20 protein-coding genes are annotated in these 22,084 nt (G+C 67.2%); 10 read left to right on the forward strand and 10 right to left on the reverse strand.

Annotated elements, in window-relative coordinates; translation table 11 throughout:
* Window positions 1–19: 19 nt before the first annotated feature.
* Both C7C57_RS09575 and C7C57_RS09580 read right to left on the reverse strand, forming a co-directional pair.
* Window positions 20–2,077 carry an ABC transporter ATP-binding protein gene (locus tag C7C57_RS09575; RefSeq protein ID WP_187976221.1) on the reverse strand — a complete coding sequence of 686 codons (2,058 nt, stop codon included), beginning with the start codon at window positions 2,075–2,077 and terminating at the stop codon, window positions 20–22.
* Window positions 2,078–2,080: 3 nt separating this feature from the next.
* Entirely contained in the window at window positions 2,081–3,814 is a 1,734-nt protein-coding gene (locus C7C57_RS09580; protein ID WP_187976222.1) for an ABC transporter ATP-binding protein, read from the reverse strand.
* Between the two features lie 218 nt (window positions 3,815–4,032).
* On the opposite strand from C7C57_RS09580, the gene C7C57_RS09585 reads away from it, so the two are divergent.
* Both C7C57_RS09585 and C7C57_RS09590 read left to right on the forward strand, forming a co-directional pair.
* The gene (locus C7C57_RS09585; RefSeq protein ID WP_187976223.1) at window positions 4,033–4,965 is read left to right on the forward strand and encodes a Ppx/GppA phosphatase family protein; all 933 of its coding nucleotides are present in this window, start codon (window positions 4,033–4,035) and stop codon (window positions 4,963–4,965) included.
* A gap of 68 nt (window positions 4,966–5,033) precedes the next feature.
* Window positions 5,034–5,312 (forward strand): GNAT family N-acetyltransferase, encoded by a 279-nt coding sequence (locus tag C7C57_RS09590; RefSeq protein ID WP_187976224.1) that lies wholly within the window; start codon window positions 5,034–5,036, stop codon window positions 5,310–5,312.
* A 46-nt stretch (window positions 5,313–5,358) separates the two neighbouring features.
* Here C7C57_RS09590 and C7C57_RS09595 read toward each other — a convergent pair whose 3' ends face one another.
* Window positions 5,359–6,108, reverse strand: coding sequence for a MarR family winged helix-turn-helix transcriptional regulator (locus C7C57_RS09595; RefSeq protein WP_255505645.1), 750 nt, complete (start codon window positions 6,106–6,108; stop codon window positions 5,359–5,361).
* A 493-nt stretch (window positions 6,109–6,601) separates the two neighbouring features.
* Between C7C57_RS09595 and C7C57_RS09600 the strand changes: the two genes are divergently transcribed.
* The 5 genes from C7C57_RS09600 to C7C57_RS09620 all read left to right on the forward strand — a co-directional run bounded on the left by C7C57_RS09600 (window position 6,602) and on the right by C7C57_RS09620 (window position 12,325).
* Window positions 6,602–7,945 (forward strand): polyprenyl synthetase family protein, encoded by a 1,344-nt coding sequence (locus C7C57_RS09600; protein ID WP_187976225.1) that lies wholly within the window; start codon window positions 6,602–6,604, stop codon window positions 7,943–7,945.
* A gap of 46 nt (window positions 7,946–7,991) precedes the next feature.
* Window positions 7,992–8,972 (forward strand): phytoene/squalene synthase family protein, encoded by a 981-nt coding sequence (locus C7C57_RS09605; RefSeq protein ID WP_255505646.1) that lies wholly within the window; start codon window positions 7,992–7,994, stop codon window positions 8,970–8,972.
* Window positions 8,973–9,042: 70 nt separating this feature from the next.
* The gene (gene crtI, locus C7C57_RS09610) at window positions 9,043–10,827 is read left to right on the forward strand and encodes a phytoene desaturase family protein (RefSeq protein WP_187976227.1); all 1,785 of its coding nucleotides are present in this window, start codon (window positions 9,043–9,045) and stop codon (window positions 10,825–10,827) included.
* Window positions 10,824–11,162, forward strand: coding sequence for a lycopene cyclase domain-containing protein (locus C7C57_RS09615; RefSeq protein ID WP_121688021.1), 339 nt, complete (start codon window positions 10,824–10,826; stop codon window positions 11,160–11,162). Before crtI ends, C7C57_RS09615 begins: the two co-directional genes overlap by 4 nt.
* Window positions 11,159–12,325 carry a prenyltransferase gene (locus C7C57_RS09620; RefSeq protein ID WP_187976228.1) on the forward strand — a complete coding sequence of 389 codons (1,167 nt, stop codon included), beginning with the start codon at window positions 11,159–11,161 and terminating at the stop codon, window positions 12,323–12,325. Before C7C57_RS09615 ends, C7C57_RS09620 begins: the two co-directional genes overlap by 4 nt.
* Here C7C57_RS09620 and C7C57_RS09625 read toward each other — a convergent pair.
* The gene (locus C7C57_RS09625) at window positions 12,322–13,152 is read right to left on the reverse strand and encodes a siderophore-interacting protein (protein ID WP_187976229.1); all 831 of its coding nucleotides are present in this window, start codon (window positions 13,150–13,152) and stop codon (window positions 12,322–12,324) included. The two genes, C7C57_RS09620 and C7C57_RS09625, sit on opposite strands and share 4 nt — an antisense overlap.
* A 140-nt stretch (window positions 13,153–13,292) precedes the next feature.
* Here C7C57_RS09625 and C7C57_RS09630 point away from each other — a divergent pair, with 140 nt between their 5' ends.
* A complete protein-coding gene (locus C7C57_RS09630; protein ID WP_223144735.1) occupies window positions 13,293–14,546 on the forward strand; it encodes an MFS transporter in 1,254 nt (417 codons plus the stop codon).
* 87 nt (window positions 14,547–14,633) lie between these two features.
* Here the strand turns inward: C7C57_RS09630 and C7C57_RS09635 are convergent, their stop codons facing one another.
* The 3 genes from C7C57_RS09635 to C7C57_RS09645 all read right to left on the reverse strand — a co-directional run bounded on the left by C7C57_RS09635 (window position 14,634) and on the right by C7C57_RS09645 (window position 18,446).
* Complete coding sequence (locus tag C7C57_RS09635) at window positions 14,634–16,052, reverse strand: aldehyde dehydrogenase family protein (RefSeq protein WP_187976230.1); 1,419 nt, start codon at window positions 16,050–16,052, stop codon at window positions 14,634–14,636.
* A gap of 101 nt (window positions 16,053–16,153) precedes the next feature.
* Window positions 16,154–17,068 (reverse strand): SDR family oxidoreductase, encoded by a 915-nt coding sequence (locus tag C7C57_RS09640; protein ID WP_187976231.1) that lies wholly within the window; start codon window positions 17,066–17,068, stop codon window positions 16,154–16,156.
* Window position 17,069: 1 nt separating this feature from the next.
* Window positions 17,070–18,446 carry an NAD(P)/FAD-dependent oxidoreductase gene (locus C7C57_RS09645; protein ID WP_187976232.1) on the reverse strand — a complete coding sequence of 459 codons (1,377 nt, stop codon included), beginning with the start codon at window positions 18,444–18,446 and terminating at the stop codon, window positions 17,070–17,072.
* A 130-nt stretch (window positions 18,447–18,576) separates the two neighbouring features.
* On the opposite strand from C7C57_RS09645, the gene C7C57_RS09650 reads away from it, so the two are divergent.
* Window positions 18,577–19,635, forward strand: coding sequence for an AraC family transcriptional regulator (locus C7C57_RS09650; RefSeq protein ID WP_187976233.1), 1,059 nt, complete (start codon window positions 18,577–18,579; stop codon window positions 19,633–19,635).
* Here the strand turns inward: C7C57_RS09650 and C7C57_RS09655 are convergent.
* Both C7C57_RS09655 and C7C57_RS09660 read right to left on the reverse strand, forming a co-directional pair.
* Complete coding sequence (locus tag C7C57_RS09655) at window positions 19,632–20,138, reverse strand: hypothetical protein (protein WP_051701496.1); 507 nt, start codon at window positions 20,136–20,138, stop codon at window positions 19,632–19,634. The two genes, C7C57_RS09650 and C7C57_RS09655, sit on opposite strands and share 4 nt — an antisense overlap.
* A gap of 90 nt (window positions 20,139–20,228) precedes the next feature.
* Window positions 20,229–20,936 (reverse strand): SDR family oxidoreductase, encoded by a 708-nt coding sequence (locus tag C7C57_RS09660; RefSeq protein WP_187976234.1) that lies wholly within the window; start codon window positions 20,934–20,936, stop codon window positions 20,229–20,231.
* A 100-nt stretch (window positions 20,937–21,036) separates the two neighbouring features.
* On the opposite strand from C7C57_RS09660, the gene C7C57_RS09665 reads away from it, so the two are divergent.
* The gene (locus C7C57_RS09665; RefSeq protein ID WP_187976235.1) at window positions 21,037–21,489 is read left to right on the forward strand and encodes a helix-turn-helix domain-containing protein; all 453 of its coding nucleotides are present in this window, start codon (window positions 21,037–21,039) and stop codon (window positions 21,487–21,489) included.
* Window positions 21,490–21,545: 56 nt separating this feature from the next.
* Here C7C57_RS09665 and C7C57_RS09670 read toward each other — a convergent pair whose 3' ends face one another.
* Window positions 21,546–21,794 carry a hypothetical protein gene (locus tag C7C57_RS09670; RefSeq protein ID WP_187976236.1) on the reverse strand — a complete coding sequence of 83 codons (249 nt, stop codon included), beginning with the start codon at window positions 21,792–21,794 and terminating at the stop codon, window positions 21,546–21,548.
* Between the last annotated feature and the right edge of the window lie 290 nt (window positions 21,795–22,084).

The following is a 22,084-nucleotide window of genomic DNA, read 5'->3' on the forward strand; positions in this document are numbered from 1 at the left end:
GCCGGATCCCGCCTACGCCCTAGCTTGTCGGCTGGGTTGGGATCGCTCCGGTGGCATCAAAGGTCAGCGGGTCCGCGGACTCCTCCAGGTCATGACCGCCCGAGAACTGCGACATGTACAGGTTGTAGTACGCGCCCTGCTTCTTCAGCAGCGACTCATGCGAGCCCTGCTCGACGATCCGGCCCGACTCCATCACCAGGATCGTATTGGCGTCCCGGATCGTCGAGAGGCGGTGGGCAATCACAAACGAGGTCCGATCCGTGCGCAGCGCGGCCATGGCCTGCTGCACCAGCAGCTCGGTCCGGGTGTCCACCGAGGACGTGGCCTCGTCCAGGATCAGCAGCGAGGGCGATGCCAGGAAGGCCCGGGCAATCGTAATCAGCTGCTTCTCACCGGCCGATACATTCGACCCGGCATCGTCCAGAATCGTGTCGTAGCCGTCGGGGAGCTGACGCACGAAACGATCCACGAACGTGGCCTGGGCCGCGGCGATCACCTCGTCATCGGTGGCGTCCAGACGTCCGTAGCGAATGTTGTCCCGAATCGTGCCCTCGAAGAGCCAGGCATCCTGCAACACCATGCCAACCTTCGAGCGCAGCTCCTGGCGCGGCACGGTGGTAATGTCCGTGCCATCCAGCAGGATTCTTCCGCCCTGCAGCTCGTAGAAGCGCATGACCAGGTTCACCAAGGTCGATTTTCCCGCACCCGTGGGCCCCACGATGGCCACCGTATGACCGGGCTCCGCCTCGAAGGACAGGTCCTCGATCAGCGTGGTCTCCTCGTTATAGGAGAAGGTCACGTGTTCAAATTCCACGTGCCCATCGGTGTGGGCGGGCAGGGCACCGGTGGTGTCATCCTCGCTCTGCTCCTCGGCATCAAGCAGCTCGAAGGTCCGCTCGGCCGAGGCCACACCCGACTGGAGCATGTTTGCCATTCCGGCCAGCTGACCGATCGGGCTGGTGAACTCACGGGAGTACTGGATGAAGGCGGTGGCATCACCCAGGGTCATCGACCCGGTAGCCACGCGCAATCCACCCACCACGGCGATTCCCACATACGAGAGGTACGACACAAACTGCATCGCCGGCATGATGATGCCAGAGATGAACTGGGCACCAAACGACGCCTTGAACAGACCATGGTTGCGCTCGTCGAATCCCTCAAGCATGTCCTTCTGGCGCCCGAACAGGGTCACCAGGTCGTGGCCGGAGAAGGACTCCTCGATGTGCCCGTTGAGCACGCCGGTGTTCTTCCACTGGGCGGCAAAGAGCTTCTGCGAGCGCGAACCGATCACACCGGCCACAATCGCCGACAGCGGCAGGGCGATCAGAGCAATCAGCGCAAGCTGCCAGGAGACGATGAACATCATCACCACGATGCCGATAATGGTCAGCACCGCTTGAATCATCTGGGCAAAGGCCTGTTGCAGCGCGTTTTGGATGTTATCCACGTCGTTGGTTACCCGCGAGAGCAGGTCGCCGCGCTGGCGGGTATCGAAGTAGTTCAGCGGCAGGCGGTTGAGCTTGGTTTCGATATCGCGACGCAGGTTATAGACAACCTTCATCACCAGCTTGTTCAGGATGTATCCCTGCGCCCACATGAAGAAGGAGGAAATGAGATACATGGCCAACACGATAAAGATCAGTCGGCTCAGGTTGACAAAATCGATGCCCTGGCCCGGAGTGAAGTTGATCTTTTCCAGCATGTCCGCCCGCGACTGATCGCCCGAGGCGACCAGGCCGGCGATGACCTGCTCCTTGGTAGCCCCGGCGGGCATGCCCGCGCCGATGGCGCCACCAAAGATGACATCCATGGCCTGCCCGAGAATCTTGGGGGCAATCACGCCCAGCACCACGGAGACCACAACCATCGCCACGACCACCGACACGCCCACGCGCTCGGGTGCCAGCAGCCCCATCAGACGCTTGGCGGACGGCCAGAATGCCTTGGCCTTCTTGGGCGGTGCTCCGCCACCAAACATGTCATCGCTCGAGCCGGCGGTCAGCTCGCGCTCGTCAAACTCCAGGACGGCCTCGGGGGTTTCGGATTCCAAGGAATCGTTTTTCTTTCGCGCCATGAGTTACGCCACCTCCGATGCGCTGAGCTGGGAGTTTACGATCTCCCGATAGGTTTCGTTGGATTCAACCAACTCCTCGTGGGTTCCGCGACCCACAATCTTGCCGTCATCCATCACCAGAATCTGGTCGGCATCGGTGATCGTGGACACCCGCTGGGCCACGATAATCACCGTGGCATCACGGATTTCATCCTTGAGCGCCGCACGAAGCTTGGAGTCCGTGGTTACATCCAGGGCCGAGAACGAGTCATCAAACAGGTACACCTTGGGCTCGGCCACCAGCGTTCTGGCGATACACAGTCGCTGACGCTGTCCGCCGGACACGTTGGTTCCACCCTGAGAGATCGGGCTGTCCAGCCCGTGTTCCTTCTCCCGTACGAAGCCGGCACCCTGTGCCACGGTCAACGCCTGCCACAGCTTTTCATCATCGGCATGCTGATCACCGAAGCGCAGGTTACTTCCCACGGTACCCGAGAACAGGAAGGGGCGCTGCGGGACCATGCCTACGCGGTCAGAAAGCTGTGCCCGGGTGTACTGAGTCACCGGGACCCCGTCCAACAGGACCTCGCCCTCCCCCGCGTCGTAGAGGCGGGGAATCAGGCTCAGCAGGGTCGACTTACCGGACCCGGTCGAGCCGATGATGGCCGTGGTCTTTCCGGGCTCCGCGGTAAACGACAACCCCTCCAGGACCAGGTTCTCGGCCCCCGGATATCCAAACCCCACGTTGCGGAACTCCACCACACCGCGCGGGTCGGCCACCTCTACCGGCTCCTCGGGCTCGGCCATGGTCGGTTCCACATCCAGGACCTCACCGATGCGCTCGGCACAGACCACCGCACGCGGGATCATCATGACCATGAAGGTTCCCATCATGACGGCCGCAAGAATCTGCAGCAGGTACTGCAGGAAGGCCGTCAGCGAGCCCACCTGCATGTCACCGGTATCCACTCGGTGCCCACCAAACCACAGCACGGCGGCCGTGGCCAGGTGCAGGATCATACCGATCAGCGGGAACATCAGCACGAAGATCGAACCGACCTTCAGCGACACCCGGGTCAGCGCGTGGTTGGCATCGCCAAAGCGCTGGGTTTCAAAATCCTCACGCACAAACGCCCGCACCACGCGGATGCCGATGATCTGCTCGCGCAGAACACCGTTGATGCCGTCGATCTTTTCCTGCATCGAGCGGAACAGTGGCATCAGCAGGGTGACCAGGTAACCAACCACGGCGATCAGCAGCGGCACGGAAACCCACACCAGCCACGACAGTCCCGCGTCCTCACGCAGGGCCATGACGATACCACCCACACACATGATCGGAGTGGACACCATAAAGTTCAGGGTCATCAGCAGGAGCATCTGCACCTGCTGCACATCGTTGGTGCCGCGGGTGATCAGGGTGGGCGCACCAAAGCGGCCCAGCTCCTGGGCGCGGAAGTTGGAGACACGACCATAGACGCTGCGGCGCAGATCACGGCCCACTGCCATCGCGGTTTTGGCACCGAAGTAGACGCCGCCAATCGCGGCTGCCACCTGGACCAGGCACACCCAGAGCATGGTTGCACCGGTGGCCCAGATGAAGTTAACATCGCCCTTGGCCACTCCCTGATCGATGATCTGGGCGTTCAAGCTGGGCAGGTAAAGAGCGGCGAGAGTCGCGATCAGTTGCAAAATAACAACGGCCACGATCCACCGAACATACGGGCGCGAATATCGCAGTAAGAGCCGTAAGAGCATGGGATCCATCCTGGTATGGAGTGTAAACAATAGAGCTTCTAGCGGACGCAACCCGCTGAGCACTCATGCTAACGCGGTTTAGTTCGATTTTGCGTCCTTCATTTGGCTGATGTTCGCAGCCACTGTCGCACTATACGCAGGACCGGGGACATCCGATTTGCCGGGATTCGGGCCCCACGGTCATTGGTGGGTGGCCGCAAATCCGTTACTGTGATCACATGCGTCTCGGTGTACTCGATGTTGGCTCAAATACCGTCCATCTCCTCGTGGTGGACGCTCACCCCGGCGCGGGTCCCATCCCGATGACCGATCACAAGTCGGTGCTGCGCCTGATGCGCTACATCGATGCCGAGGGGCGCATTAGCGACGAGGGCGTCACCGCCCTGATCGACGCGGTGAGTGCGGCCGCAAAAATCGCCGATGCGGCGGGGCTGGACGCGTTTTTGCCGATGGCCACCTCGGCCATTCGCGAGGCCACCAACGGCCCCGAGACGCTCGCGTTGATTCGCGCTCACACCGGAGTGGACCTCCAGGTCCTCAGCGGCGAGGAGGAATCGCGACTCACGTTCCTGGCGATTCGCCGCTGGTATGGCTGGTCGGCGGGCAACATCCTGGTGTTCGACATCGGTGGAGGTTCCCTGGAGATCTCGCAGGGGTCCGATGAGATGCCGGACGTTGCCGTGAGCCTGCCCCTGGGTGCCGGACGCACCACCGTCTCCCACCTCCACGACGATCCGCCCACGCTGGAACAGACCGAGGAGCTTGCCGCGCATGCGCGCCGAATCCTCGGCGAGGCACTCCCCCTGTTCGCCGAGCAGGGGGCACCGGACCACATCGTGGGCTCATCCAAGACGATCCGTTCGCTGGCCAAGCTTGCCGGCAGCAGCGGCGACAACGCCGATGGCCGCACCCGACTGAGCCTCAAACGGCTCACCGACTGGGTTCCCCGCCTGGCGATGATTCCCGCGAGTGCAAGACACGCGCTGCCCGGCATCACCGAGGATCGCGCGTTCCAGATCGCCGCCGGCGGCATCGTGCTGCGCGAAGCCATGGGAACCATGGGCGCTTCTTCCCTGGAGGTGTCACCGTGGGCGCTCCGCGAGGGCGTCATCATGCGGTATCTCGACCAGCTGCACGGCACGTCCTCCTGAGTGACCGACCTGGCGCCACCAACCCCGTTGCCGTTGCCCGGCGTGCCGACAGGGTCTAGGCTGAGGGCATGGAAATCACCCGATCAAACGAGCATTCCCGCTACGAGCTCCGCGAGGACGGGGCGATACACGCCACCCTGGCCTTCACCGAGCGCGACGGTGTGACCTTTCTCACCTACAGCTACACCGAACCCACTCAGCGCGGTCGCGGCCTCGCCGCCCGACTCGTGGAGTTTGCAATTGCGGACATCACCCGGGACCCCGAACGCAGGATCACCCCGACCTGCGGCTACGTGCGCGGCTGGTTTGCCAACCATCCCGAGCACCAGTCCCTGCTCGCTAGCTAGCTAGCTAGCCGCACGCGCGGGCACGAATCGAGGTTTCGCCCTCCCGCTACGGAGTGGTCACCCGCGACCCGGAAACTACCGGGTCATGAGCATCCGCAAGAGGATCGATTCCCGTGTGGGCATCGGCAGCAAAGGCAGAAGCAGAGGCGTCGGAGACCGCGGCATCGGAGGCATCGGCAGCGGCATCGGAGATAGCGGCAGCAGCTTCGGCATCGACATCGACATCGACATCGACATCGGGGCCGATGCTCTCCCCGATCCGATCGAGGAAGCGCACCACCGCCGCACGCTCGGTCGAGGTGAGCGACTCGGCCGCCGCGAGCATGCGTTCGTGTCTGCCGCTGAGTGTGCCGCGGACCTCGCGGTGGGTTTGGGCACTGGCCTCCAGCAGGATGGCGCGGCGATCCACCGGATGGGGCAGGCGGCGCAGGTGACCCGAAGCTACCAGCCGGTCGGTCAGCTTGGTGGTCGAAGCCGAAGAAATGCCCAGGTGATCGGCAAGCCTCTTGCCCGTGACCGGCTCACTCCTCCCGGCCGCCGCGATCAGGAACCGCAGGGCCGCCATGTCGGTTTCACCCATGCCCATCTCTCGGCGGGTCTCCCGGCGCATCGCCTCGTCGCGTTCGCGCCAACGCCGCAGCGCGCGCAGAACCGCAACGGGTCCCGTTCCCGGAGACGATGCCCCACTGCCACCAGCAGCAGCACCAGCACCGTCATCCGCCGCCTCGCCGGACCGCGGAATCCGGGTCGCGCCAACCGCCGGGCGCTCACTATCCGACGCCTCGGCGCCCGTCACATTCGCTCTCGACGCCTCGGCGCCCGACACTTCCGATCCCGAGGCTACAGCCCCCGTCACATTGATTCTCGATGCCTCGGCATCCGGCACGTCCACCCGCGACAGATTCCCCCTCGGCTGCGATGTCGGACGAGCGGCCCGGGTCGCGCCCGGCGCGGGATCCACACCCGGCGCCGGATCCAGACCCGGCGCGGGATCCACCCCGGGCGCACCGGAATCCTCGTCCTGCAGGTACCAGTAGGGGGCGTTCATGATGTCCAAAAGTTTTGGGGACGGGATGCGAGATGCACTGATCACATGATACCGTCAACTCATTAGCTAGCCTAGCTAGTTATTTAATCCGGGAGGCACAACGATGAATGCACCGCTAGGTCACACCCTCGTTCGAGCAACACCCGCCGGGACGGCCGCACCCACGGTACCGCCCACGGAGGAGGAGTCCACGGCCGCATCGCCCGCGCGCGAACGGCATCGACTCGCCCGGATTAGGTCCGTGACGGGCAACCCGAACGCGCGTCACGAACACAGCCACCTCCCCGGGGGCGCGATCCAGAATCACGACGAGCGTGCGGTACTCGCTCCCGTGGAAGGTGGAATCCCCTCCCCCCAGACCGCCGTCTCCGATGGCGCAACACGCGTCGAGCAGGCGCTCCCCTCGGACTCCGAGCTGGGTGCGCTGCTCGACGCCGGCTTTGGACAGGGGGACCTCGAGGAGGTCTGCACCTGCGATATCCCCCCGCGCGTCAGTGAACTCAGTCACCATGTGGAAGCGGCCCTCGCGGCCTTCCTCGCCGACGGCCTGGCCAAGAGTCGAAAAATGGACGCCTCCTATCCCCCACTCTGGGTGGGACTGGGCCGGGCGCTCACCGGTGGCAAGCGGATCCGCCCGCGCCTGGTATTCGGGGCCTATCTGGCCCTGGCCACGGAGGAAGAAACCGGGCAGGACACGGCGGCCAGCCCCGTCGAGGATGCCCTGCTACGCGCCCTGGTCGCGACCGCCGCCGCGCAGGAGCTGCTGCACGGGGCCTTTGTGGTGCACGATGACATCATCGACGGCGATCTGCTGCGCCGCGGTCAGCTCAACCTGACCGGCGCGATCCTGGAAACGCATCCGCTGCGCACCTCGGATCCCGCCCGGGCTCGTCGTGATGCCGAATCCTCGGCCATCATCGGCGGGGACCTCTTGCTCAGCGCCGCCCAGCGTCACATCGCGCTACTCGAGGTGGATACCCGGATTCGACACCGACTGCTCGACCTCTTCGACGAGGCCGTACACGTCACCGCCGGCGGCGAGCACGCCGACGTGAGCCTCGCCGCGCTGGACGCCGGCACCCCGACGATCACGCGCATCCTCAGCATGACCGAACACAAGACCGCGAGCTACACCTTCTCGGTGCCGCTCCGGGCCGGGGCCGTGCTTGCCGGGGCGGACGAAAACCTGCTGGGCGCACTGGATGAGGTGGCGCGTGCCCTCGGCCTGGCCTTCCAGCTCCGGGACGACCACCTGGGCGTCTTTGGGGAGAGCGCCCGCACCGGCAAGAGCATCACCGCGGACCTGTCCACCGGCAAGAACACCGCGCTGGTGTCCCTCGCCCGAGACAGCGCCGCCTGGCCGCTGATCATCGCCCTGCAACGCGACCCCGAGTCCGCCACCGCGGCCCAGTGGGAGCACGTGCGCGCGGAGCTGATTCGCGCCGGGGTGCGTGAGCGTCATGACGCGCTGGTGGCGGATGCCACTCGACGCGCGCGGGCGGCGACCCTGTCCCCCGCGCTGCCCCCACGGTTGCGCAGTTACCTTACATCCGTCATTATCGAGCTCGGGGGACGTGATGTTTAGTCTGCGACTCCTGGCAACAGCGCCCGTTCCCACCCAGATTGAGCCCGTGACCCCCACCTCCGATCACCCAGACTCCACCCCGCGGCCCGGGGCGAACCCGCCCGAAACACCGCAGGGCCGTCGCCCGGCCGCGCCCGCACGCGCCCCGGAGACCGGACTCGCGCTGTACAACCGGGTCGCCACCGAGAACAGCGTGCACCTGCTCAGCCGATACTCCAGCTCCTTCGGGGCCGCGAGCCTCCTCCTTCCGGGTCGCATGCGCACCCGGATCGCCGCGATCTATGCGCTGGTGCGGGTGGCCGACGAGATCGTGGACGGTCCCGGAGAGAGCGCCGGGCTCAGCACCGCCGAGTGCGCGGAAACCCTGGATGCGCTCGAGGCCGAGACCGAGCACGCCCTGACCACCGGATTCTCCAGCAACCTCGTGGTGCACGCCTTCGCCCAGACCGCACGGGCCGCGGGCTTCGGGACCGAACTGACCCGTCCCTTCTTCGCCTCGATGCGGATGGACCTGGAACAAAACGTGCATGATCAGGCCAGCATCAAGACCTACATCTATGGATCGGCCGAGGTCATCGGCCTGATGTGCACGGCGGTGTTCTGCCAGGATTCCCGGGTGGATCCGCGGCGTCCGGAGATCGTCGATGCCGCCCGCGCGCTGGGGTCCGCCTTCCAGAAGATCAACTTCCTGCGCGATTTGGGCAGCGACCTGGACGCCCTGGGACGCAACTACTTCCCCGGGATCAACGTGGCCCTGCTGACCGCACGGGATCGCGACACCATCATCGCCGATATCGACGCCGACCTGGCCCGCGCCCGGGCGGGCATCGGCCTGCTCCCGCGGGTGAGTCGCCCGGCGGTGATCTGCGCGACCGAACTGTTTGCGACCCTGACCCGCAAGATGGGCGCGGTTCCCGCCCGCGATCTGCTGCGTCGCCGCATCCGCGTGAGTACCCCACACAAGGTGGTGATCGCCCTGCGCGCCCTCCTTCTCGGAAGGTTCCTGCCCTCCCGCGGCGGTCGGTAACCCCGGAACTCGGTCGCGCCGCAGCCACCCCGAGCACGGCACCCCATACTCGACTCCTGACATCCGGGCCATGCCATCGCCGCAGCCGCCCGCCACCACCCGAAGATTGGATCCGTTCTTGTCCGAGTCTCTCCCGACCGCCACTCCCGCCAACACCCCCCAGCATGCCGTGGTGATCGGCGGCGGCGTGGCAGGGCTAGCCACCGCAGGACTGCTGGCCCGCGACGGCTACCGGGTGACCCTGGTCGAGCGAAATGCCGAGGTGGGCGGACGCGCCGGATCATGGAGCAGCGAGGGCTTCCGCTTTGATACCGGCCCCTCCTGGTACCTGATGCCCGAGGTGTTTGATCACTTCTTCGCGATGATGGGGTCCAGCACCGCCGCCGAGCTCGACCTGGAAACCCTCGACCCGGGCTACCGGGTGATCTTCGAGAAGGACCACGAGGCGGTGGACGTGCACGCCCAGCGGGCGGCCAACCGGGAACTGTTTGAGCGGCTGGAACCGGGATCCGGACCGGCCTTTGATCGCTACCTGGCCTCGGCCGAACAGACCCTGGATCTTGCGACCAGGTCCTTCCTCTACACCAACTTCGAAAACCTCTCGGCGTTTTCCAGCCGCGCAGTTATCGCGCGCGCGGGCAGCCTGGTGCGGCTGCTGACCCGGTCCCTGCACGCGTTTGCCCGTGATCACTTCACCGACTCGCGGATCCTGCGGATCCTCGGGTATCCGGCGGTGTTTCTCGGGTCTTCGCCGTTTCGGGCCCCGGCGATCTATCACCTGATGAGCGGGCTGGACCTCAACGGTGGGGTCCAGTATCCGCGCGGCGGCTTCACCGAGCTGGTGCAGGCGCTCGCCCGACTGGCGGATTCGGCCGGGGTCACCATCCTCACCGAAACACGGGTGCGGGAAATCACCACCGAGTCCGCCGGGCGCAAGGCTCGCGCGACCGGCGTCGTCACCGAACGCTGCGGCGTGACCTCCCGGATCGAGGCGGACATCGTGGTATCGGCGGCGGATCTGCACCACACCGAGACCCGACTCCTCCCCCCGGCACTGCAGTCGCGGCCCGAGCGCACCTGGAAGCGCACGGTTCCCGGGCCCGGTACGGTGCTGGTGTTCCTCGGCATCCGCGGCGAGATCCCCGAGTTGCCGCACCACACCCTGCTGTTTACCGAGGACTGGGAGGGGAACTTCCGGCGAATCGACGCCCCGGCACCCGCCCCCGGGGACCCCTGGCTGCCCGATCAGACCTCCCTGTATGTGTGTCATCCGTCGGCATCGGATGCGAGCGTGGCACCGCCCGGACACAGCAACCTGTTTGTGCTGGTGCCCGCGCCCTCCGATCCCGAGCTGGGCGGCGAGGGCGATGCGGAGGTGGAGCGAATCACCGATGCGGCGATCGACCAGATCGCCGCCTGGGCGAAGATCCCCGACCTGCGCGAGCGCATCGTGGTGCGCCGCAGCATCGGCCCGCGCGACTTCGAACGCGATTTCAACGCCTGGCGCGGGACCGCGCTGGGTCTTGCCCACACCACCGCACAGAGCGCGTTCTTCCGGGGCAAAAACGTCTCCTCCAAGGTTTCCGGGCTGTACTACGCCGGAGCCACCACTGTTCCGGGCATCGGGTTGCCGATGTGTCTGATCAGCGCCGAGCTGGTCCTCAAGCGCCTGCGCGGGGACCGCGGCAGCGCCCCGCTGCCCGAGCCCGCCACCACCGGAGCCTCCGGAGCCGTCGGAACCACCAACGCACGCCGATCCTCCGCACCACACCAAACCTCCGAACCGCACGGAGCCACCGGCGGCTTCGGATCAGCCGAGCCCACCCCCACCCCCGGCGATCGCGGCACCGCATGACCGGCGGCTACGCCCTCGCGCTGCTGATCTCGATCGGCGGTCTCGCCCTGATCGACCTGCGCCACAAGCTGTTTTTCTGGGCCTCCCCGATTCGCGCCGCGCTGACCCTGACCGCCGGCCTGGTCGCGTTCATCGCCTGGGATCTGTGGGCGATCCACGCGGGCATCTTCTTCCGTGGTGACAGCCCTCTGCTGCTGCACTGGAACCTCGCCCCCGAGTTCCCGGTGGAGGAGATCCTGTTCCTGACCCTGCTGTGCTACTCGGCGATGATCCTCTACACCCTGGGGGCAAGGCTGCTCACCCGCATCCGCACCCGTCGGAGCGCGGCCGCATGATGTACTGGCAGATCTGTGCGGTCGTGCTGGCCGGCGGGCTGGGGGTGTTTGCCCTCACCCGATCCCGCGGTGCCCGCGTCTCACTCGGCGCGGCGGCCATCGCCCTGGCCGGTCTGACCGTCGCGACCGCGGTTTTTGACAACATCATGATCGCGCTGGGCCTCTTCGACTACGACCGAGACACCCTGCTCGGCCTCAACATCGGCAACGCCCCGATCGAGGACTTCACCTATCCGCTACTCGCGTTGCTGATCCTGCCCGGCGTCTGGCTCGCGCTGGGCACACTCAGCAACGCCGACTGGCGTACGATCCTGCGCTCCTCCCGACCGGTGTCCTGGATCAACACCGCCTACCCGTTTGCGGCGGCCATGCTGATCACCCGCGGCACCGTGGACGGCGAACTCATCGTGGGCACGCTGTTTTTTCTGATCCCCTACAACCTGCTGATGTACGGGGTCAACGACGTCTTCGACTATGAGTCCGACCTGCGCAATCCGCGCAAGGGCGGCATCGAGGGCGCGGTACTCGAGCGCCGCTTACACCGACCGGTTCTCTGGACCGGCGCGCTGCTCGCGCTGCCGGGCTTTGTCTATCTGCTCGCGGTGGGCACTCCCCTCTCCGGGCTGCTCCTGATCCTGTGTGTGGCCGGCGTGCTCGCCTACTCGGTCCCGCCGCTGCGCACCAAGGAGCGGGCGGTCGCCGACTCGGTCACCTCAAGCCTGCACTTTGTGGGCCCGGCCATCGTGGGCCTGGCCCTCGCCGGTGCGCAGTGGACCCCGGCGCTTATCTGCCTCCTGGTGGCGTTTTTCCTCTGGGGAGCCGCCAGCCACCTGTTTGGTGCCGTCCAGGATGTGGAGGCCGACCGCGCCGCCGGGATCTCCTCCTCGGCCACCGCCTGGGGTGCCCGGACCGCCGCGCGGGTATCGGTGCTGCTCTATCTGGCCGCGGGTATCGCGGCGCTGTGGATCCCCGGGTGGGGCAAACTCTCGGCGCTCCTGGTAATCCCGTACCTGATCGTGACCCTGCCCTCCTGGAACATCACCGACGCGACCGCCGAGAGCGCCAACCGCGGCTGGCGACGCTTTCTGCTGCTCAACCAGTTCACCGGGTTTGTGATCACGATGCTGCTGATCCAGTTCGCCCTGACCCACGTGCCCGCCTAGCCCGAACGGCCCACCTTCCAATACCCGCAGAACATAATTCGGTCCTTGGGCACCCCGTGGGACACCCACTCGCGGCGCACCCCGGTGGCCAGCGCGGACTCCCCGACCACCCAACCGAAAAATCCCTCGGCGGGCAGCGGCACATCCGCGGCGATGGTGCGCGCCAGGACGCCGGGCACCGCATGCGGATCCTCCCGCACTAACCACCGCACCGAGATGCCGCGCGGTGCCGCCAGCACACGGCGGTCCTCCTCGGCGGGGATCTCCAGCAGGGCGGTACCGCGCACGTGCGCGGGGAGGGCGGCCAGGACCCCCTCTGCGGCGGGCAGCCCGCTCTCATCGGCGACCAGCAGGACCTGGGCGATCCCCGCGGGCAGGGTGAAGCCGGTGCCCTCGTCCAAGATCGCGACCTCATCGCCCGGCACGCAGTTCCGGGCCCAGGCCGAGGCCACCCCGGCCGCCTCCCCCGTTCCGTGCACCACAAAATCGATATCGATTTCGGGACCATCGGGCCCCTCGGATCGATACTCGCGAATCGTATAGGCGCGCAGCACCGGACGCTGATCGCCCCGGGCGCTCGCCAAAAAGCGCGCATAGGATCCCAGCGACAGGGTGCTCGGCACCGCCGCCAGGTTGCCCCCGTTTTGCGGAAGGAAGAGGCGCACCCACTGATCGTGGCCCAGCGGGACAAACGATTCGATGTCGCCACGACCCAGGGTTACCCGGATGAAGTGCGGCGAGATCTGCTCACGAGCGAGCACCTCCAGACCCACCGCTCCGGTGGTGCTGGGACGAACCCGGGTGCTGCGAATATTTGTGCGTGCCATCCAAGAACCCTTCACTAGTTAGTACAGCCTAACCTTAATTATCGCGGGTGCCGAGTGTCCCCCAAATGGTAGGCACCCGGTTCGGGGGCTTGACCGGGTCTCGCGCGCGCGGTGAGATTGCCCCAGACGATTGCGAGACGATGATGCCCCATCCCCCCATCACCGCCCCGGATCCCGGCGCACTCATTCCCGAGACCCCGGTGTCCGGGCGATGGATCTCGGCCTTCACCCTGGCCTGGTTTGGCTACTGGATGGCCAGCCTGGTGCCCCTCCAGCTCCTGCTGCCCAGCCAGTTTCAGGCCCTGAATCCCGGCGATAAGGTGCGCGACCTGGCGATCACCAACGGCGTGGCCGGGGTCGTGGCCCTCGTGACCCTGCCGGTTTTTGGAGCGCTGTGCGATCGAACCATCTCGCGCTTTGGTCGGCGCCGCCTCTGGATCGCCGGGGGCGCGTTTGTGGGGGCGCTGGCCGTGGCCCTGGTGGGCGAACAGACGAGCACCGGCGGGGTGGTCCTGTGGTGGTCGGTGGCCACGGCGGGGGCCAGCGCGATGATGGGTGGTCTCACCGCGGTCATCGCGGACCGGGTGCCCGAGCGCCAGCGCGGCATCCTCTCGAGTGCGATCTACGGCCCGCAGGCCCTGGGCGTGGTGATCGGCATCGCCGCCGTGACCCTGTTTGCCCTGCAGCTGCGCACCGCGTATCAGCTGCTGGGGATCGCCCTGGTGCTGTGCGCGATCCCGTTTGTCTGGATCCACCGCGAGCGCCGCGGCATGCGCACGCCCCCGCTGACCTTCTCGGCAATCGCCTCGGGCCTCTGGGTTAACCCGCGGCGGCACCCCGAGTTTGCCTGGGCGTTCGGGAGCCGCACGCTGGTGAACCTGGCCAACTCGCTGGGCACCTGCTACATGCTCTTTTTCCTCACCGACGGCCTACAGATGGATAGCCCCGAGGACGCGCTGCTGATCGTGACCCTGGTCTATCTGGCCGCCGCCCTCGCCTTCACCTATCTGGCTGGACTCTATTCGGACCGGACCGGACGCCAGCGCGGGGTCCTGATCATCGCCGGCCTGGCCCAGGCCCTCGCGGCGGCGCTGCTGGTCTTCGCGCCGAGCTTTGTGATGGCGATCATCGCCGCCGCGTTTATCGGCGGCGGCTTCGGGGCGTCGATGTCGGTGGGCCAGGCGGTGGTGACCCGGGTGCTCCCCGACGCCGAGAACCGTGCCAAGGACCTGGGCATCATGAACATCGGCCTGGTGGTGCCCACCACGATTGCGCCACTGATCGCGGCGATCCTGATCACCGCCAGCGGCGGCTACACCCTGCTCTTTGTGGCCACCGCGGTGTTCGCGCTCGGCGGGGTGTGGATGATCACCCGGCTCAAGAGCATCCGCTAGGGGTTGCTCGGCCGGCCGGGAAGTGTGGCCCAGGCGACGCGACGCGGCGGGCGTGAGCGACCGGCGGGCCTGAGCCGAGGGGCGCAGCTAGCGGTGCAGCTGCACCCAGATCGCCTTTTCTCGGGTCCACTGCTCAAACGCGCGCAGCGACTTCTCGACCCCGCCGAAGCCGGACTCGCCCCAGCCGCCGAACGGGCTGGTGAGGTCCCCCTCGCTGTAGGAGTTAATCGAGACCACCCCGGCGCGGATCGCGCGGGCCACACCCAGGGCCCGGTCGATGTTCGAGGACCACACCGAGGCGGCCAGGCCATAGGGGGTGTCGTTGGCCAGGGCGATCGCCTCGGTCTCGGTGGTGAAGGTCTGGATCGTGACGATTGGCCCAAACAGCTCCTCGCTCAGGATGCGCGCATCCGCGGGCACCCGGTCCAGGACGGTGGGGGTTACATAGTGCCCACCCGGAATCACCGGGACCTCCTCGCCACCCAGCAGCACGCGGGCACCGCCCGCCCGAGCTTCCTCGACCACCGCGAGCATGCGCCGGGCGGCATCGCCGTTGATCACCGGACCGATATCGGTGTTCGGATCCTCGGGATCGCCGACCCGCAGCGCACGCGCGGCGGCGACAAACCGACGGGTGAACTCCTCGGCGATCGAAGCCTCCACCAGGATCCGCGACCCGGCCGTGCAGTTCTGCCCGGCGGTGACAAACGCGCACTCGAGGGCCTGGGAAATCAGGTCCTCGCCATAGCCCAGCGCATCGGCGAAGATGACCTGCGGGCTCTTGCCACCCATCTCCAGCGAGACCCGCTTGAGGTTGGTTTCGGCGGCCGCGGAGAGGATCGCCCGACCGGTGCGGGTGGACCCGGTAAAGGAGAGCGCGCCGATGCGCGGGTCTCGGGCGAGCGCCGCCCCGGTCTCGGACCCGGTTCCCGGCAGCACCCGCAGCACGCCGGCGGGGATCCCCGCCTCGAGCGCGAGCTTTTCCACGTGCAGCACCGAGCGCGGGGTGGTGTCGGCGGGCTTCAGGATCAGGGCGTTGCCCACGGCGAGCGCCGGGGCAATCTTCCACGCGGCCATCGCCAGCGGGTAGTTCCAGGGCAGGATCGCGGCGACCACGCCGAAGGGCTCGCGCTCGGTCAGGGCGATCACGCCCGGGCCCGCGGGGGTGGTCTGCCCGGTGAGCTTGTCCACGGCCTCGGCGAACCAGCGGATCGACTCGATCGCCCCGGGGACGTCGTTTTCCACGCACTCGCGGATCGGTTTGCCCGCGTCCTCACACTCGAGCCGGGCGAGCACGTCTGCGTCGCGCTGCATGAGGTCGGCCAGACGCAGCAGCGCCGCCGCCCGCTCCCGAGGTTCCAGCCCCGACCAGACTCCGGAGGCGTAGACGCGCTCGGCGTCGCGGGCATGCTCAGAAACCTCGGCGGCCGAGACCGCGGGGATCGGGGTGTCTCCGGCCGATCCGTCGCGCGGGCGCAGGAGGGGCAGGGTGGCGGGCTGAGTCACGGAGGGGTCCTTCGGGTTGGTGGAGGCGGGCCGGGGCTGGGTAACGGGCGTGGGGTGGATGCGGGCGCGGGCGCGAGTGCGAGTGCGAGTGCGGGCGGACGCTACGGCTGGGTGAGCTCGGGGTGGGCCTCGCCCTCGGCGAGCCGCCACCCGGTCTCGGTCCGGACGATATCGCCGCGGGCGGCGAGCTCACGGACAAACTTCGCCATGCCTCGGTCCCCGCGCTTGCGGAACATCGGCAGCAGTCGCGGTAGTACGTTGGGCATCGTCATAACCGCGCGCAGCAGCCGCGATTCGCCGATCCGCGGATAGGCCTCGAGTCGCGGCCGATCCAGCAGGCTCATCATGGCCTTGACCACGCGTTCGGGCGGCTGGGGCGGATCCTGGAACTGAAGCGAATTGCCCCCCTCGATCGCCTCCTGGCGGAGCATCCGGGTATCGGTGGCCGACGGCAGCACCGACCCGACTCGAATCCCGCGCGCGGCCAGGTCGAGGCCAATCGAGAGCATCGCCCCGCGCAGCCCAAATTTCGAAGCCGTATAGATCGGAGTTTCCCCGAGCGGGAAGACACCGCCAAGTGACACCGTGGAGATGATCCGCGGATCCCCCGCACGCTCCAGCAGCGGGATGGCCAGCCGGGTGAGCACCAGCGGCGCCGTGAGGTTGACCGTGAGCTCGCGCTCGATGCTCTCCACGCTGCGCTCGGCAAAGCGCTCCGAGGAGGTCATTCCGGCATTGTTGACCAGCACGTCGATGCGGCCAAAGGTGTCCTCGATGTGCGCGATCAGCTCCTCCACCAAGTCCCGCTTGGTCAGGTCGCAGCCGAGTCCCACGTGGGCACCCCCGGCGGCCGGATGCACGGGGAGGGTGGCCGCCTGGGTCACCGCGCGTTCGGCCCGAATATCCACCAGGATCACCCGGGCCCCCAGTGGCGCGATCCGGCGCGCCAGGGACATGCCGATGTCCCCGGCCCCACCGGTGATCACGATCACCTTGCCCGCATAGTTATAGGCCATCTCAGCGCACCCGTTCCCGGGCAGCCCGGCCCGATGTCGCGGCGGATCCGCCGGGCGGGGGTGTCGCCTTCGAATCCCATCCCATCTGGGTGAAGAGCTTCCGCAGATGCGAGGTCAGCGCGTGGGAATCCACGTAGCCGCGGTGGCGCGGGGAGCGGTCAAACTTCACCCCGCCGCTCAGATCGGGCCGTTCGGTGCGGATCAGGAAGGCGAAGCGGGCGGCGCTGTCGGCCCCGTGCGCGCGGGCGGCCAGATAGTTGGCGATCAGCTGGGCCTGCAGATCAAACACCTGGTAGGCACCGCTGTTGGTCTCCACATAGCCGACCCCGAAGAGCCCGGTGTGCTCGCGCGAGAACGAGCTGAGGTAGAGGTCGGGGTGCTGGGGATCACCGAAATAGTCCTGCCCGTGCGGGACCAGGTGGCGGTAGCCGGTGGCCAGCAGGATCAGGTCAAAGTCCTCGCTGCGCCCATCGGTGAAGGTCACGGTTTTGCCCGCGGTGGTCTTGATCCCCGGCCGCGCCTCGATATCCCCGTGCTGCAGGTGGTGCCAGAGCATCGAGTTGAGCACCGGATGGGTTTCAAACAGACGGTGGTCGGGCTTTTGCAGGCCCAGCCGTTCGGGCTTGCCCATCAGCAGGCGCAGCATCGTCCCGAACACCGCCTGCTCGACCCGCTTGGGTAGGTGCGGTCCGTTTTCGGCAAACACGTCCACCGGCTGGCCGAAGATGTGTTTGGGGATGAACCAGTAGCCTCGGCGCATGCTGATCACCGCCCGGTCGGCGCTGCGGGCCGCATCGCAGGCGATATCGCAGCCGGAGTTTCCCGCGCCCACCACCAGCACCCGCTTGCCCTCGAACTCGTGCGGGCTGCGGTAGGTCAGCGTGTGACGCACTTCGCCGGTGAAGTCGCCGGGGATCTCGGGTTCATTGGGGAACCACTGGGCACCGGTGCAGGAGACCACGTTATCGTGCCTGGTCGCGGTACCGTCGGCGCGCTCGACCAGCCAGGATCCGTCCTCCAGCTTGGTGATGTTTTTCACCGTCACCCCGAACTCGATCCTCTCGGTCAGCCCGTAGGCATCGGCGAAGGCGCGCAGGTAGGCGAGGATGTCCCGGTGGGGCGGATAGTCGGCATAGGTGTCGGGCATCGGGAACCCGTCGAACCCGGAGAGGGTGCGGCTGGAGATAAAGTGTGCCGACTCGTACATGGGGGTGCCCGGGGCATCGATGTCCCAGACTCCGCCGGTGGCGGTATGGCGCTCGATCTGGGTATACGGGAGCCCGTGCTGGGCGAGGGCCCGGGCGACCGCCAGGCCGGCCGGGCCCGCGCCGATCACGCAGGTGTCATGCAGATTCTTGGGGAGGGCTGCGGTGCTCATCGTGACTCCAATCGGGCCGGCGACCACGTCCTCGTGGACGCCTGCAGCCACGCTATCGCCGGGACGCCCCGATTTCGCGGGCCCCGACGGACCAATAGCGGACCCTAGCGGCCAGTGCTAGTGTCTGGTCATGGCCGAATTAATCCCCACTACCGCGACGCCGACCCCACCCGCGGGCGCGATCTCGGCCACCATCGCGCCAAATATCCTGCGCTATCTGGCCCGGGTGTCCGGGGAGCTCGGGGTCGACCTCGGCGACGCCCTGGAGCGTGTCGGCCTCACTCCGGACCTGCTGAACAGTCCCGAGCTGCGGGTGTCCTTTCGCCAGGGGGACGCGGTCATTCGCGCGGCGCTCGCGCGCAGCCCCCGCGCGGACCTCGGCCTCCTGGTGGGGACCGCGCAGCACATCGCCGCCTCGGGTCCGGTGGGGTTTGGGATGATGACGGCCCCCACGCTGATCGCCGCGATCCGGCTGGGTATCGAGTTCCAAAACCTGGCCGGATCGATGGTCGTGTGGAGCGTGCGCGAGGATGAGGCCCACACCCATGTGCGTGCCGAGCTCACGGCGGTCGCGGCGGACGATCCGGTGGGCCGGTTTCTGATCGAGGAGGGCATCGCCAACATCACCCGAATGGTGCGTACGGCCCTCGATCCGAGTTTCCGTCCGGCCCGGGTGAGCTTCGCGTGCGCGCCGCCCCCGTATGCCGGCGAATATCGCGACCTCTTTGGCTGTCCGGTGGCCTTCGGCGCGGATCACACCGAGTGGACACTGCCCGCCGGATGGCCCGAACGCCGCCTTCCCGGGGCCGACCCCTGGGTTCACGCCCAGACGCGCGCCCTGCTGAGCGAGCTGACCACCCGCATCGGCGACCGGCAGGAACTCTATCGGCTCCTGGAGGCCCGGATCGCCCGCGCGCTGCCCGAGATCCCGGCAATCGGCGAGGCCGCCCGCGCGCTCCACCTGACCGAGCGGACCCTGCGCCGCCGTCTCGCCGAACTCGGCACCACCTTTGCGGAGATTGTCGACGGGGTGCGCCGCGAACGCGCGCTGCACCTCCTGGAGGAAAACACGCTTCCGCTGATCCGGATCAGCGCGGAGCTGGGGTTCGCAGATGAGCGCTCGCTGCGCCGCGCCTGCGTGCGCTGGACGGGGCTCTCCCCCGGTAGGCTGCGCGGCACGCGGGGCTAGTGCAGCAGCACGGCCTTGAGGATCGCGATCCCCGCACACGCGACCGCGAGTCCGATCCCGGTCAGCAGCGAGCGCAGCGAGGCCTTCTTATTGCGCAGGTGTCCCAGCACCAGGCCGAGGAAACCCATCCGCACCACGGTCACCGCGATTGCCAGACCCAGCGCCAGCGGAGCCGAAATCCAGCCCCAGGCCGCGGCCGCAAGCAGCAACGCGGGGGTTGTGGTCGCCGAGACGATGGGCAGAGCGTTGCGCAGCTCGTGCCGCACCATCTCGCGGCTGGGCTTGGCGTCGTAGCGCACCCGCTCGCCGAGCGATTCGGCGAAGGTGTGCGCGAGGTACGTGGTAAATCCGGTGGCCAGCACGATGACCGCCGCTCGGCCGTGCGCAACCTCGTCGGGGTGCTGGCTCACCAGTGCTGCCAGAACCAGCAGGTTTCCGTAGACGTAGGCGGAAATCCGGGTGGCGGCATCGGATCGGGACAGCTCGGAACGGTTCTTGCGCATTCCCCCATTCTCCCGCAGGTCCCGGGCACCGCGGACAGCCACGCGCCTCGGGGTGTGTCCAGCGTGTCCCCACCCCGAGGCGCGAGTCCGCTAGAGGGTGATCCCGAAGGTCGCGTAGCGCTTCGCCAACGAGCTGGTCAGCGAGGCGTGGGCACCGCGGGCGGTCGCATCCGCCAGTGCCTCGTGCTCTCCGGCTTCGAGGGCATCAAAGATGTTGTTCGCCACGTCCTCGGGTCGGCCCTTCTCCACGTCGAGGTGGGCGGTCATCGGGGTGTCGGTGTAACCGAAGTGGGCACCCAGGACGTGGGTACCCTGCGCCAGAAGCTCAACCCGAAGCGAGTTGGTGAGGCCCCAGAACGCGGACTTGGTGGACGAGTAGATGCCCGGGAAGCCGATCCAGCTCAGCGCCGAGTGCACGTTGATGATCGCGCCGCCGCCGTGGCCGGCGAGCACCGGCGCATAGGCCTGAACCAGGGCGAGCGGGGCGAACACGTTGGTCTCATAGATCGCGCGCACGTCCTCAGCATCCAGGGTCAGCAGCGCTCCGAACTTCTCGATTCCCGCGTTGTTGATCAGCACGGTCGTGTCCCCGGTCTGCGCGAGCACGTCGGCGATCGAGGCGGGGTCGGTCACGTCCAGGCGCAGCGGCACTACGCGGGCGTCATCCCAGGCGCGCGGGGTGCGGGCGGTCGCGTAGACCTTGGCGGCACCGCGGGCGAGGGCCTGCTCAACAAAGTGGACGCCGAGGCCTCCGTTGGCGCCGGTCACGAGAACTACGGCATTGGTCAGGGTGGTCATGGGGTTCTCCGATACATCAGGGCGAGACCATCTCGCTCACTTGGAAAACCAAACCTAGCATGCTGTGTTGGAAAATCAAACCGTGATGTATTCTGGAGTCATGAATCCGACCGGTCTGTACCCCGAAAGCCTGTGTCCGATTGCCCGCAGCCTGGATTTGCTGGGACAAAAATGGTCACTCATGATCGTGCGTGAAGCCGTGGCCGGGGCCACCCGCTTCGCCGACTTCCGCGCGATCGGCATCCCCAGCGACATCCTCACCAAGCGCCTCACCTCCCTGGTGAACGCCGGGGTGATGGAGCGTCGCTCCTACCGCGAGGCCGGCGAGCGCGCCCGCGACGACTACCACCTGACCCCCGCGGGAATGGCCCTGCTCCCGGTCCTCTCGGCGCTGGTCGAGTGGGGCACCGAGTACCTGCCGATCCCCGCCGGACGCACCCTGGAAAACGTCACCACCGACACCCACGAGGCCGTGCGCGTGGCCTATATCAACGATGCTGGCGAGATCATCAACCAGGACCGGGTGACCATCCAGACCATCCCCGCCGCCTAGGCCCGGGTACAACAAAGGCCCCGTACGGTGTGTACGGGGCCTTCAGCTCTGCATGACTAGGCGGCCAGGGCGACGTCGGATCCCAGGGATACGGCGGTGTCCCAACCACGGCGAACCTCGGCGAGGCCGCGGGTCTGCTCGGGGTAACCGAGGTGCAGGTGGGTGTTACGCCAGTCCAGCAGGGCGGCGGCGCGGGTCGCGGCGAAGTGGCCGGGACGAACGCCGCGAGCACGGGTGGCCGCGTGGAATCCGTCGAGGAAAAACGCGGTCGGCGGGCTCTGGTGGATACGGGTGTTGGTGTTCATGATTACTTCCTTTATGTCTGTGCCGGGCGTGCGACAACGCACCCTCCCGAATTTGTGTGTGCCGGAGCGGAGCCTCGCGAGGGCGGGCTGGCCGAATGGCGGTGGCTGCGGCGTCGGGCGGATCACGTCGGGGATCGCCTGCCGGGTGTGAAAACTCGCGATATCGGATGTGGAGCAATCGGAAATACATCGGGTATTTCGATTGATCGGAATGTTCACGATCCGAAAGCGTCGGCGGGATCCTGCAACGGGACTCCGGCCGGATGGAGCCGATCACGCTAGAGGGGGCG

This window comes from Mycetocola sp. JXN-3 (assembly GCF_014522285.1).
GTDB lineage: Bacteria > Actinomycetota > Actinomycetes > Actinomycetales > Microbacteriaceae > Mycetocola > Mycetocola saprophilus.